Below are 12,246 nucleotides of genomic sequence, written 5' to 3' on the forward strand. Positions count from 1 at the left end.
TCGCCTGGCCCTTTCAACCGGAGTGGATCATGAAAAGCCGTAGCTTAAAAAGCCGTCGTGAGTTTCTCAGGATGTCCGGGACCGTCGCACTCGCAGGTGTGGCGGGAGGATTGTTGGCGAGCTGTTCGAGCGAGCCGACTCCTGCGCCGGGGAGAAAGATTTTCCCTGGCCCCGTCGCCGCCAGGGCTGGTGGCAAGAACGTTCGTACCGTTCGCGGCCTGATGGCAGCTGAAACCCTGGGCATCACCGACATGCATGAGCATGTGCTGCGGGACAAAATCCCCGGCGTTGCTGAGTCGTTGATGATGTTCGATGCCGAGACGCTCAAGGAAATGGCGATGCTGGCCGATCCGGGCGAGGTTCCGGAGAGCTTCTTCCCCGAGAAGGGGAACCCCATCACCTTGAAGAGCCGCGGTTACCTGACGCACTACTACGCGAATGGCGAGGACCAGTTCCTGCTCGACAAGGAGATGATGCTCGGCGAGATGCGCGACTTTGCCTCGTTGGGCGGCAAGTCGATCCTGGACTGCAGCCCGACCTACGAGCGCGGCAGCCCGCTGGTGGTTCGTCAGATGTCGGAGGAGACCGGCGTCAACATCATCATGAGTACCGGCATCAACTCGCACGTGTTGCTGCCCGCCAAGTACAAGAAAATGAATGTCGGCGAGTTGGCCGGATTTTTCGAGAAGGAAATCTTCGTCGGCATTGACGATACCGACGTGCACTGTGGCCACATCAAGCTGCTTGCAGAAAGCGAGCAGTTTGGCGTCAAGGCCACAGAGGATCTGCCGCTGCTCCGTGGCCTCGAGGCGGCTGCGAAGGTCTCCCGCAATACGGGGGTTCCGGTCACGGTACATGCTTACCTGCTGGGCACGGAGACTCTGAAGGAGTTTCTGGGCATGGCAACCAAGTTCGGCATGCCGAAGGACCGCATGATCCTGGCGCACTTCTCGACTGCCTTGGCGCCTCTGGACTTCAGCACGTTGATGCACAACCCGAAGGCATTCACACCCAACTTCGACATTGGCTACTGGGCCATGGATCGAGGGTTCATTCTCTCTTTCGATCTGTTCGGCTCGGCGAATTCCTGGGTCGATTCCCGCGAGAATCTCGCCCCTTCCTACGATCCGCTGGCGATGGCTGCCATCTACCAGTACGTGAAGGCGGGATATGGCGATCGCATCGTTATGGGCACTGATTTGTGGATGCGTAACTCCGCGAGGAAATACGGCGGAGCGGGGATCGGGCAGCTGTTGAACTACGTGGTTCCGAAACTCATGGAAAACGGTCTGACCCAGAAGGAGATCGATCAGATCCTGATCCATACACCGGCACGGATGCTCGCATTCTGAGGCAGAGGAGGTCCGCTCCTCTCAAGAGCTGGCCGACTTGCCGGTAGTCAGCAGGGCAATTTAAAGCTTCGACATCAACAAGACCTTCAAACAGGACCGAATTGGTTCTGCGGGTGACTTTGCCCTTTTTTCAGCCGCTGTGTTTAAAACAACAATGAGGAACACTGCATGAAATGTTCGATGGCGGCTTCCAAAGCCAGGCGTGCCGCTTTGATTTTCACTGGGGTTTCCGCGCTGGCCGCAGGCAACTCAGCCCAGGCCTTCCAGGTTAGCGAAGACTTCTCCCTGGACGTCACCCTCACCGCGGTGAGCGACTATCGCGATACCGGCATATCTCAAACCAAGGGTGATCCAGCGATCCAGGGGGAGGCGATTCTGCAGCACTCAACCGGCGCATACGTCGGCGTGTTCTCCAGTAATGTGGACTTCGGCTCGAATGCTCGACGCGAGGACATGTACTACGTCGGCATCACCATTCCGTTCTCGGAGGATGTCTATCTCGACACCTACGTCGGCCGCTACGAGTACCCCAAAGCAGCCTACGATGACTTCAACGAGTTCGGTGCTGAGTTGGGGGCGTACGGTTTCCTGCTGAATTACACGTACGATTTTGATTTCCGGGGCCACCTCCCGAACAACTCCAACTGGTCGCTGGGCTACAACTTCTCGTTGCCGTATGAAACGAACCTCCTCGTGCGCTACGGATACAGCGACGTGCGGATCGATGCGTTCTACTCAAACAGTGGTGAGGCCCGTAGTCAGTACTCTGATTGGGAAGTGAAGCTTTCCAAAGAGCTCTACGGCGTAAATGTCTTCGCCAGCTACATCGACACGGATCTGTCGAAGTCGGAATGCACTTCCGCCACGGGCTACAAAGATTCCTGCTCGGCTACTGTGGTCTTCGGCGTCAGCAAGACCTTCTGAAAGGACGAGCTTCCTCGCTGCCCAGGCGGGGAAGCTCCGCCCGCCGCTCCATGGCGTCAACGACCGCTTCTGGCCGTTTTCTGCCTCTGGAGAGCGTTAGCTACCGACCCATAGCGGACGCTGGCTCCACACCGCGCTTAAGGCATCCGAGCAAGATACCCCACTGAGTGGGGCATCTTTCGGCGCTGAGTGGGTGGTTTCTGCCAACCGCGTCTTTTAGGTGCTCATGTGGTTAAAACTCGTAACGCGTACTCAGCATGAAGTTGCGTGGATCGCCCCAGGAGCCGCTGTAGAAGTTCTCGTCGAGTGAACTGATGTACTTCTTGTCGAACAGGTTGTTGACTGTCGCAGTGGCTGACCATTGGCGGGTGATGTCATAACGGCCCATCAGGTTGACGGTGGCGTAGTCACTCTGTTTGACCTTCGCCGGCCCTGGCAGACGCCAGGAGTCTACGGTCATGTGGATACCGCTCTGCCAGTTGACCCCGCCACCGATGGTCAGTCTTTCCAGTTCACCGGGCAGGCGGTAGGTGGTGAAAACCTTCACCAGATCAGTGGGAATGGTGGTTTTCACTCGCTCGTGGTCGGCGTCCTTGACCACGCTATGGCTATAGCTGGCTGCCAGATTCCAGTCCGGCAGCAGCTCTCCACTGGCTTCCAGGTCGATGCCCTTGGTGGTGGTTTTCGAGGCGCGGTAGGCGGTAATGAGGTCATTGCCTTCTACGGTACCGTCGGCGATGGCGTCGTTGTCCAGTTTGACCTCGAACAGTGCCGCCGAGGTGTTCAAGCGGCCGTCGTAGAACTCGCTTTTCAGGCCGATCTCGTAGTTGTCGCCCTGACGCGGGTCGAGCAGCTTGCCGGAGCGGTCGCGGTAGGGCTGCGGCTTGAAAATGCTGGTGTAGCTGGCATACACCGAGTGGTTGTCGTTGAGGTCGTAAACGATGCCGGCGTAGGGCGTGACTTCGCCGTGGACGCGCACCTGATCGTCGGTGCCGTACGGCACCAGACTGGCAACGTGGTAGACCAACTCTGCATCGTAACGGTAATCGGAAACCCGAGAACCGAGGATCACCGAAAGGTCGTCGGTGGGCTTGAGCCGCGTCGCCAGGTACACGCCGGTCTGCCACTGGTCGATATTGTCATCCTCGCGGTTGAAGTTGTAGCTGGCGGTCGGTGCGTAGTTGTCCCAGGTGTAGATGTTGACCGGCTTGCCACTGACTCCGTTGTTGCTGGTGCCATTGGGCAACAGATTGCCGAAGCCGTTACGGCGGTTCTCGTAGTCCTGGAGGTTGAAGCCGAAGACCAGTTCGTGCTCGCGACCCAGCCATTGGAAGGGGCCGCTGGCCATTACATCCAGTCCTTTCTGCTCCTGGGTGTTGTCGCCCTTGGTCGCGGTGTAGGTCAGGCCGTTGCCGGTCTGGGCGTTCACGAAACCGGTGGTGGTGCCGACAATGATCGAGTCGTAATCGCGGGTGCCGTACAGGTAGTTGGCTGAAACCTTCAGCTTCCAGTCGTAGGCCAACTTGCGCTCCAGCGAGGCGAAGGCATTGACCGACTCCTGCAGGTTGGTGCTGTCGCGACTGGCAGGGTTCGCATGGCGGGATGCCTTGAACTGGTTGCCCTGGCTGTCCACCACGGGCAGGCCGGTGGTGGAGAAACCACGTGGGTCGCTGCGTAGGTAGTCAAGGCCGACGGTCAGCAGCGTGTCTTCGTCCAGATCGGCTTCGAGCACGCCGTAACCGATGGTCTTCTCCTGCTGCAAATAGTCGGTGAAGCTGTTGCCCTGCTGATAAGCCGCCACTGCGCGACCTCGCACTGATGCGCCGGCGTTGAGCGGGCCGGAGACATCGACCTCGCCCCGATACAGATCCCAGGAGCCGATGCCAGCCTCGACATGTCCCTGGAAGTTGCTGGTGGGTTTCTTGCGCACCAGGTTGACCGTGCCGGACGGATCACCACTGCCCGACAACAGGCCGGTCGCCCCGCGCAGTACTTCCACCCTGTCGTAGATGGCCATGTCCGACAGTGCCTGTGGCAACGCCTGGGTAAAGGCGAAGGAAGTCGTCGGCATGCCGTCGTACTGGTAATTGTCCACCGCCAGGCCACGGGAGAACACATAGAGGCGCTCGCTGCCGGGGCTCTGCACATTGATGCCAGGTGTTTGCTGCAGCACCTGGCCGAGGCTGCGCAGGTTCTGGTCGTCCATGCGCTGACGGGTGATTACGCTGACTGTCTGCGGCGTTTCGCGTAGCGAGAGGTTCAGTCCGGTGGCGCTATTGGAGCTGCCGTTGGTGTACGAGCCTGTCCCCTCGGAGGTCGCGCCGAGTCCTTGGCCGACCACGGTAAGATCGCTCAATTCCAGCGCTGCTTCGGTGGCAGGAGCTCGACGGATGCTCCAGTTCCCGCTCGCATTCCTTTCTGCAATCAGACCCGTGCCTTTCAGCAGGTAGTTCAGGCCCTCCTGAACCTCGAACTCTCCACGCAGGGCAGAAGCCCGCTTGCCCTGAGTCAGCGCGGGGTCGAATGGCAGCGTGATGCCGGCAGCCTGGGCGAAGCCGTTCAGCGAGTCTTCCAGGGAGCTGGCAGGCAGATCATAGCGATGGGAGGAGGGTTGCTCGGCTTGCACGTCGAAGCTGGTCAGTGACCCGACCGTGACGCTACCCAGCAGAATGCTGCGAAGGGTGAGGGCGAGGGTGGCACGGCGAAATGCTCGCGGCGGCGAGGAAAGAGATGACATGGACAACGCGCTCCTTGGCAATGACAGTGTGTTTTCCTGTTTGCCGAAGGGCTCGGAAAAACCCGTAATCGTTATCGAGAAGTTTTTGCATTCAGTTCAGCGAGCGACGACACGAGTCCACAGCGGTGTGAAGCGCTGGACGCGCAGTGGCATTGAGTCGCTCAGGGCGTCGAGGACGTTGTCGATGTCGTCGAGCTGGAAGACGCCCGAGACTTCCAGGTCGGCAATGGATGGATCGCAACTGAGCCATCCCTGACGGTAGCGTCCGATTTCCTCGATCAGATCGGCCATTCGCATCCGTTTCGCCACAAGCTGGCCTCGTGTCCAAGCACTGGCGTTCATGGTGCTGTGTTCGACCTGGTGAGTGCTGGAATCGAGGATCAGATATTCCTCACCCGCCATCACCCGGATCGGCGGCGCCTCTGCACGATGGATGGCGACGATCCCGTCCTCGACCCGCAGGCGAGTTGCATCGGCTTCATCGCGCACGGAAAAGGCAGTGCCGATAGCCTGCAATCGGGTATGACGGCTCTCTACCCAGAGGCTGCGGTACCCCGCCGGTGCGTCACTGTCCTTCCCCGAATCGATGAAGATCTCGCCACGCAGCAAGGTGATCGTTCGTCGCTGTGCGGTAAATCGCACGTCCACTGCGCTGGAGGTATTGAGTTGCAGACGAGTGTCGTCGCCCAGAAAGAACTGCTGATGTTCGCCGACGCCGGTGACGTAGTCTGCGCCCCAGGTTGCCAGCGGGCGCTCGCGCATTCCCCAGCCACCCAGGCCGCTGATTGCCACGCCGAAACCCAGCATCTTGAGGGCCTGGCGGCGGCCGTGGCGCTTGCCCTGCAGACGCTGCAGGATATCCAGCGCGACCCCGCCGGGTAGTTCGGCCATGCGCCCGAAGGCCGATTCGCTGGACTGCAAGGCTTGCCAGGCGGTTTCGTGTAGGGGGGCGGCCTGCCGCCAGAGCAGACAGTCGGCGTGCGTTTGTTCGTCCGCATAGCCCGATTGCAGACGCACCAGCCAGCCGATGGCCTGGTCGAGCACCGCATCCGGCAACTCTCTGCTGCTCATCGCTGGGCCAGGAAGCAGTGGCGGATAGCGGTGGCCATGTATTTCTCCACCGAGCTCAGGCTCACGCCCAGACGTTCGGCGATCTCCTTGTAGCCCAGACCCTCCAGCCGCGACAGCAGGAACGCGCTGCGTACCTTCGGAGCCAAGCCATCGAGCAGGGCATCGATGCATGCGAGGGTTTCCAGCAGGATCAGCTGTGTTTCCGGGGAAGGTACCTCCGCCTCGGGCAAGCAGGCGATAGCCTCCAGATAGGCCTGCTCGATGCGTTGGCGGCGCACTCGGTCAATCAGCAGTCCTCTTGCGATGACACTCAGCCAGGCGCGAGGTTGCCGTACCTCCTGCAGTGGTAGCGGCTTGCCGAGGATATGCACAAATGTATCGTGGGCCAGATCGGCAGCGTTATCCGCATGACGCAGCCGCTTGCGCAACCAGCCAAGCAACCAGGCGTGATGATCGAGATACAGGGTCTGGAGCTCGGTGTGCCGGGTGCTGGAGACAGACGGAGAGGGCAACGCGAATCCTTGCGTGATAACGACTTGCATATGAGAAGTTATCGCATCTTAAGTGGGCGTTGATGCATCGGCAAGAAAAACGGATTACGGGGAGTGGTGGGTACACCAGGGCGCGATCGAGACGTCACATGTGTGCTATTGGCCGATCTCAGACGGCGGCGCCGTAGTGCCCGCGACCATGTGGGTCGAGTTCATCCAGCCTCTAAATTTATGTGGAATTGGGGGATTGCTGCTTCTGACCGCTTGCGGCCAACGGTGATGGGCACCTGCCGACCAATCGCAGACATAGACGGCAAAGCTCCCGCGCCTCGTTTGCGGTTCCAGCCGATAATTAATGCGATTGAGAGGTGCTAACTGCTTCAACTCGGCCGAGTAAGCGAGGAAATATGAAGAGTGAGTCTTTCGATCGATTTAGCTGCCCGCCGTGAGAGGGGCCACTCCGCTCGATGGATCAGCCAGAGTTTGTCCACCACCGGGGCGCCACATTCCATTACGGCGATCTCGGCCTGCCGGACGAATGCCTGTCGGGCGTAGCGCGGCAAGACGGTGAAGCCGAGGCCGCGGGCGACCGGCTCGAGGATCAGCCCGATCTGGTTGCTGAAGCCGTGCAGCGGCAGATTACGGAGCCCAGGGTTGCCGGGGAAACGGCGGCTGAGCAGGCGGCCAGCCATGGCCTGGCCGTCGGGGTGGTCGATGAAACCCAAGCGCTCCAGGCTTTGCCAGTCGTGCACCTCGATTCCCGCCGGCACCACCAGTTCCAGCGGTTCCTCGGCAAATAGCCTCGCGCTCAGGCGCGGGTCGTCAGGCTTGAAGCTGAGCAGGCCCAGTTCATAGTGGTTTTCCAGCACAGCGCTCAGCACCTCGCTGTCAGGCGCGAAACGGTGGCGCACGACCAGCCCAGGCGTGGCCTTCTGCATCTCCAGTAGCAGCGGATAGAGGAACAGGCCGATGCTGCCGGGGCTGATCAGAGCGATTTCTCCGTGTTCGGCATCGGCGCCTTCCAGCTCTTGGCGCAGGCGGCGATCCGCCTGGTTCACCTCGGCGCAGTAACGAAGCAGTGCCTGACCGGCAGGCGTCAATTCCAGTAGGCGCGGCCGGCGGATCAACAAAGGGCCGAGTTGTTCTTCCAGATGGCGGATGTGCTGGCTGACGGCGGCCTGGGTGAGGTCTAGGCGGTCGGCGCTGCGCGTGAAGCTGCCGACCTCAGCCAGAGTGGAAAAAGTGCGCAGCCACTGGGGATTAAGCATAACGATCTCTTATTGGTTCAATAACTTCTGCGTTGTTTTCATTATAGCGGTTCGTCCCTAGGCTGGTGATACATCCGTATCATCGAGGCCTGAGCCATGAGCGCCACCTATCCCCGCAGCTTTTCCCACATCGGCCTGGCCGTCACAGACCTGGACGCCGCCGTTGAGTTTTACACCCAAGTCCTGGGTTGGTACTTGATCATGCCGCCCACCACCATCAGCGAAGACGACTCCGCCATCGGCGTGATGTGCACCGATGTGTTCGGCGCTGGCTGGGGCTCGTTCCGCATCGCCCACCTGTCCACTGGTGACCGCGTTGGCGTGGAGATATTTCAGTTTCCCAATGCCGAGCGCCCGCAGAACAACTTCGAGTACTGGAAGACCGGCGTCTTCCATTTCTGCGTGCAGGATCCGGACGTCGAGGGCTTGGCCGCCCGCATCGTCGCCGCCGGCGGCAAGCAGCGAATGCCGGTGCGTGAGTACTTCCCTGGCGAGAAGCCCTTCCGCATGGTTTACATGGAAGACCCCTTCGGCAACATCCTGGAGATATACAGCCACAGCTACGAGCTGACCTATTCGGCTGGTGCCTACCAATGAGTTCATCCCGGGCCTGGACTTGGCAAGGAGGTGCGCAGGCGCAGCAGTTGCAGTTGCAAAGCCGCGCGTTGCTCGATCCCGCGCCGGGTGAAGTGCTGGTGCGCAACGCTGCCATCGGCCTGAACCCCGTGGATTGGAAGGTTCTAGGCGGTGAGCTGGTGGATTGGCAGCCGGGGAAAATCCCCGGCGTTGATGGCGCTGGCACCGTAATAGCGGTCGGTCAGGGTATCGATGAAGACTGGCTGGGGCGGCGCGTGGCCTATCACCAGGATCTGAACAAGCCGGGTAGTTTTGCCGAGCATACGCCCGTTGCCGCGCGAGTGCTGATGTGTCTGCCGGATGCGCTGGATTTCGCCCGTGCCGCCGGCTTTCCTTGCCCGGCACTGACCGCCTGGCAGGCCCTCGACAAGCTGCCGCTGCACGAAGATGACCTTCTGCTAATCAGCGGGGCCGGCGGCGCCGTCGGCCAGTACCTGGTGCAGTTCGCCAGCGAACGCGGTGTGCAGGTCAGCGTCATGTGCCATTCGCGACACTGGCAGCGGCTGCAGCGGTTGGGCGCCGCCCAGGTGCTACCCGGCCCGCTGGCCGATGACGAAGTTTGGGCAGCCGGTGAGCGATTCCATGCCTTGATTGACTGCATCGGCAGCGACCATGCGCAGCGATTGGTGCCGGCTCTGCGCGCCAATGGCCATCTGCTGTGCATCCAGGGGCGCGTCAGCGATTGGCCTAACCCGCCATTCGGTCGCGCGCTATCGATGCATGAAGTGGCCCTGGGAGCACTACACCGGCACGGCGACGACGTCGACTGGGCGCGCCTAGTAGCCGCCGGTGAGCGATTGCTGTTGGCCGCCGCCGAGGGACAACTGCAAACCGAACCGCTGGTCATCGGCGAATTCGAATCGTTGCCCGAGCGCCTTGCAGACCTGCGGCAGCGCAGTTTCTCCGGCAAACCTGTCATTCTTTTCTGAGCGAGAAGTCCATGTCCGCCCTGTTCTCTCCGTTCCGCCTCAAAGACGTCGAACTGCGCAACCGCATCGCCGTACCGCCCATGTGCCAATACATGGCCCGCAACGGTTTCACCAATGACTGGCACCCAGCCCACTACTCCGGTATAGCCCGCGGCGGCGCCGGACTGGTAATTGTCGAGGCGACCGCGGTGTCGCCCGAAGGACGCATCACACCAGCCTGCACCGGCCTGTGGAATGATCAGCAGGCTGAGGGCATGGCGCAGATCGCCGCCTCGATCAAGGCCGCTGGCGCAGTGCCGGGCATCCAGATTGCCCACGCGGGACGAAAAGCCAGCGCACACCGACCTTGGGAAGGCGACGATCACATCGCCGAAGGCGACCCCAGCGGCTGGCAGACTATCGCACCGTCTGCTTTGGCCTTCGGCGCTAATTTGCCGAAAGTGCCGCGCACCATGACCAGGGAAGACATCGAGCGCGTCCAGCGCGATTTCGTTGCCGCTGCACGGCGGGCCCGAGACGCCGGCTTCGAATGGCTGGAGTTGCATTTCGCCCACGGTTACCTGGCGCAAAGCTTCTTCAGCGTCCACGCCAACCAGCGCAATGACGAATACGGCGGGGACTTCGCTGGGCGCAGCCGCTTCCTCTTGGAAACCCTGCGCGCGGTACGCAAGGTCTGGCCCGAATACCTGCCGCTGACCGCACGGTTCGGTGTCATCGAGTTCGACGGCCGTGACGAGCAGACCCTCGCCGAATCCATCGAGCTGACCCGCCTGATGCGCGATGAAGGTCTAGACCTGCTCAATGTCAGCGTCGGCTTCTCCATCCCGCAGACCGACATCCCTTGGGGGCCGGCCTTCCTTGCCCCGATTGCCGAGCGCGTGCGCCGTGAAGCGCGGCTTCCCGTAGCATCGTCCTGGGGCATCGAGCGGCCGGCGGATGCCGAGCGCGTCGTCGCCCAAGAGCAGATGGACTTGGTAATGGTGGGGCGCATGCACCTGGCAGATCCGCATTGGCCGTTGCGTGCGGCGCAGGCGTTGGAGATCGAGCGGCCAACGTGGGTGTTACCGGCGCCATACGCACACTGGCTGGAACGCTACCAGAGCCGCTGAAATACACCCCAGGAGATGCGCTCGATGAAACTGAGTGAACTACTGCTGTCGGCTCTGCTGGTGGTGCTACCTGTCGCCGCCATGGCAGCGGAAACGCCTAAGCAGTTGCTGCTGATTGCCTCCAAGACCGACCACCAGCTCCAGCTCCGTGATCCACTCAACTTCGAGCTGATCGCGCAGGTTGCGCTAGGGCCTGACCCGCACGAAGTGGAAGTCACGACTGATGGGCGTGTGGCCTACGTTTCCAATCCGGGGTATGGGGCCTTTCACGAAATCGATGCGATCGACCTGGCTCATGCCGTCGCCCAGGCGCCGATCAGCACCTTGCCGCTGATCGGCCCGCATGGGCTGGCCTACGTGGGCGGAAAGCTCTGGTTCACCGCTCAGGGCTCAAAGGCCGTGGGGCGCTTCGATCCGGCGCAGGGACGCGTGGACTGGGTCATGGGCACGGGACAAGACACGACGCACATGCTGTACGTGAGTCCGGACGCTAAGCATATGTACGCCACCAACGTCGGTTCCGGTACGGTCAGCCTGCTCGAGCAGCGCATGGTAGCGCCGGCCATGCCGCCAACAGGAGTCCTACCGCCAGCGGCAAAGCCGCGGCTGGACTGGGTGCAGACCTTGGTGTCGGTGGGCAAGGGCGCCGAAGGATTCGACGTCTCTCCCGATGGTCGGGAGCTTTGGACTGTTACGCCCGGCGGCATCTTGTCTATCGTCGATGTGCAGGCGGAAAGGCTAACGTCACAGATTTCTACCGGGCTGGACGGTGCCCATCGATTGAAGTTCACACCCGATGGCAAGCAGGTATTGGTGGTCAGTGTGAAAACCGGCGCGCTGGTGTTCTATGACAGCGCCACTCGCAAGCCGCTCAAGCGTCTGCAAATCGGGCGCGGCGCCGGAATCTTCATCGATGCAGCGACAGGACGCGCGTTCATTTCCTGTACGCCCGACAGCGTGGTTTCGGTGATTGATCTGGCAAGTCAAGAAGAGGTAGGACGCATCCCTGTCGGACGCCCTGACGGTGTCGGGATAGCCCGGCGTTGAAACCCGGCTGATTCGCAGCGGGTATTAGTAATGACTATGCCTGGTGTTAGAAGTGATCATTGGTGCTAATGGCTGGGTGTCGTCATCCTTTTGCCATGAGCTACCCATCCCCGACGGTTCAATCCTCACAGGAGCAAAAGCGTGACCATGAATTCGATCCATTGGCCGGAAGGATTCGTCCCCGGCTTCACCGAAAATTTCGCCTCCAACGAGGTGATAGTCGCCGGCCTCAGCGCTCAGGACATCTGGCCGCTGCTCAGCGTACCGTCGCGCTGGCCTAGCTATTACGCCAACTCCGCCAATGTGCGCTTCTACGACGACAAGGGCCCCGAACTGGCGGATGGTGTGCGCTTCTACTTCGAGACCTTCGGCTTCCCTGTCGAGGCGCAGTGCAACGAGTACGTGCCGCCGGTGAACGGCCGGCCAGGGCGGGTTGCCTGGCACGGCTGGGCGGGCGAAGGCGAGACGCGCCTGGACGTTCATCATGCCTGGCTGGTGGAAGACCTCGAAGGCAGTCGTGTGCGCATCCTCACCCAAGAAACACAGAAGGGTAAGCCGGCTGAGGAACTGCACCGGACTAAGCCCAACCCTATGATTAACGGCCACCAGGATTGGCTGGATGGCCTTGTCATAGCCGCTAGCAACGAACAGAGCAGTTAAGTCGGTTGAAAGGTCAAAGGTG

11 protein-coding genes are annotated in these 12,246 nt (G+C 61.0%); 7 read left to right on the top strand and 4 right to left on the bottom strand.

Annotated features, from left to right (window positions below):
- Positions 1–29 precede the first annotated feature (29 nt).
- Positions 30–1,352 (top strand): phosphotriesterase family protein, encoded by a 1,323-nt coding sequence (locus ABKS89_RS13620; protein ID WP_348589049.1) that lies wholly within the window; start codon positions 30–32, stop codon positions 1,350–1,352.
- Between the two features lie 168 nt (positions 1,353–1,520).
- Complete coding sequence (locus ABKS89_RS13625; protein WP_348589048.1) at positions 1,521–2,276, top strand: TorF family putative porin; 756 nt, start codon at positions 1,521–1,523, stop codon at positions 2,274–2,276.
- A 232-nt stretch (positions 2,277–2,508) separates the two neighbouring features.
- On the opposite strand, the gene ABKS89_RS13630 is transcribed toward ABKS89_RS13625, so the two are convergent.
- The 4 genes from ABKS89_RS13630 to ABKS89_RS13645 all read right to left on the bottom strand — a co-directional run bounded on the left by ABKS89_RS13630 (position 2,509) and on the right by ABKS89_RS13645 (position 7,843).
- Positions 2,509–5,013 carry a TonB-dependent siderophore receptor gene (locus tag ABKS89_RS13630; RefSeq protein ID WP_348589047.1) on the bottom strand — a complete coding sequence of 835 codons (2,505 nt, stop codon included), beginning with the start codon at positions 5,011–5,013 and terminating at the stop codon, positions 2,509–2,511.
- Positions 5,014–5,109: 96 nt separating this feature from the next.
- Complete coding sequence (locus ABKS89_RS13635; RefSeq protein WP_348589046.1) at positions 5,110–6,084, bottom strand: FecR domain-containing protein; 975 nt, start codon at positions 6,082–6,084, stop codon at positions 5,110–5,112.
- Positions 6,081–6,626: a sigma-70 family RNA polymerase sigma factor gene (locus ABKS89_RS13640; protein WP_138216961.1), complete on the bottom strand. Its 546-nt coding sequence runs from the start codon at positions 6,624–6,626 to the stop codon at positions 6,081–6,083. Before ABKS89_RS13640 ends, ABKS89_RS13635 begins: the two co-directional genes overlap by 4 nt.
- 329 nt (positions 6,627–6,955) lie before the next feature.
- On the bottom strand, positions 6,956–7,843 hold the full coding sequence (locus ABKS89_RS13645) for a LysR family transcriptional regulator (protein WP_138216960.1): 888 nt from the start codon (positions 7,841–7,843) through the stop codon (positions 6,956–6,958).
- A 96-nt stretch (positions 7,844–7,939) separates the two neighbouring features.
- Between ABKS89_RS13645 and ABKS89_RS13650 the strand changes: the two genes are divergently transcribed.
- The 5 genes from ABKS89_RS13650 to ABKS89_RS13670 all read left to right on the top strand — a co-directional run bounded on the left by ABKS89_RS13650 (position 7,940) and on the right by ABKS89_RS13670 (position 12,224).
- Positions 7,940–8,440 carry a lactoylglutathione lyase family protein gene (locus ABKS89_RS13650; RefSeq protein WP_138216959.1) on the top strand — a complete coding sequence of 167 codons (501 nt, stop codon included), beginning with the start codon at positions 7,940–7,942 and terminating at the stop codon, positions 8,438–8,440.
- Complete coding sequence (locus tag ABKS89_RS13655; RefSeq protein ID WP_138216958.1) at positions 8,437–9,408, top strand: zinc-binding dehydrogenase; 972 nt, start codon at positions 8,437–8,439, stop codon at positions 9,406–9,408. Before ABKS89_RS13650 ends, ABKS89_RS13655 begins: the two co-directional genes overlap by 4 nt.
- An 11-nt stretch (positions 9,409–9,419) precedes the next feature.
- The gene (locus tag ABKS89_RS13660) at positions 9,420–10,517 is read left to right on the top strand and encodes an NADH:flavin oxidoreductase/NADH oxidase (RefSeq protein ID WP_138216957.1); all 1,098 of its coding nucleotides are present in this window, start codon (positions 9,420–9,422) and stop codon (positions 10,515–10,517) included.
- Between the two features lie 24 nt (positions 10,518–10,541).
- Complete coding sequence (locus ABKS89_RS13665) at positions 10,542–11,564, top strand: YncE family protein (protein ID WP_348589045.1); 1,023 nt, start codon at positions 10,542–10,544, stop codon at positions 11,562–11,564.
- Positions 11,565–11,711: 147 nt separating this feature from the next.
- Positions 11,712–12,224 (top strand): SRPBCC family protein, encoded by a 513-nt coding sequence (locus ABKS89_RS13670; RefSeq protein WP_138217057.1) that lies wholly within the window; start codon positions 11,712–11,714, stop codon positions 12,222–12,224.
- Positions 12,225–12,246: the final 22 nt, after the last annotated feature.

Source organism: Pseudomonas sp. LABIM340, from assembly GCF_040017195.2.
GTDB lineage: Bacteria > Pseudomonadota > Gammaproteobacteria > Pseudomonadales > Pseudomonadaceae > Pseudomonas.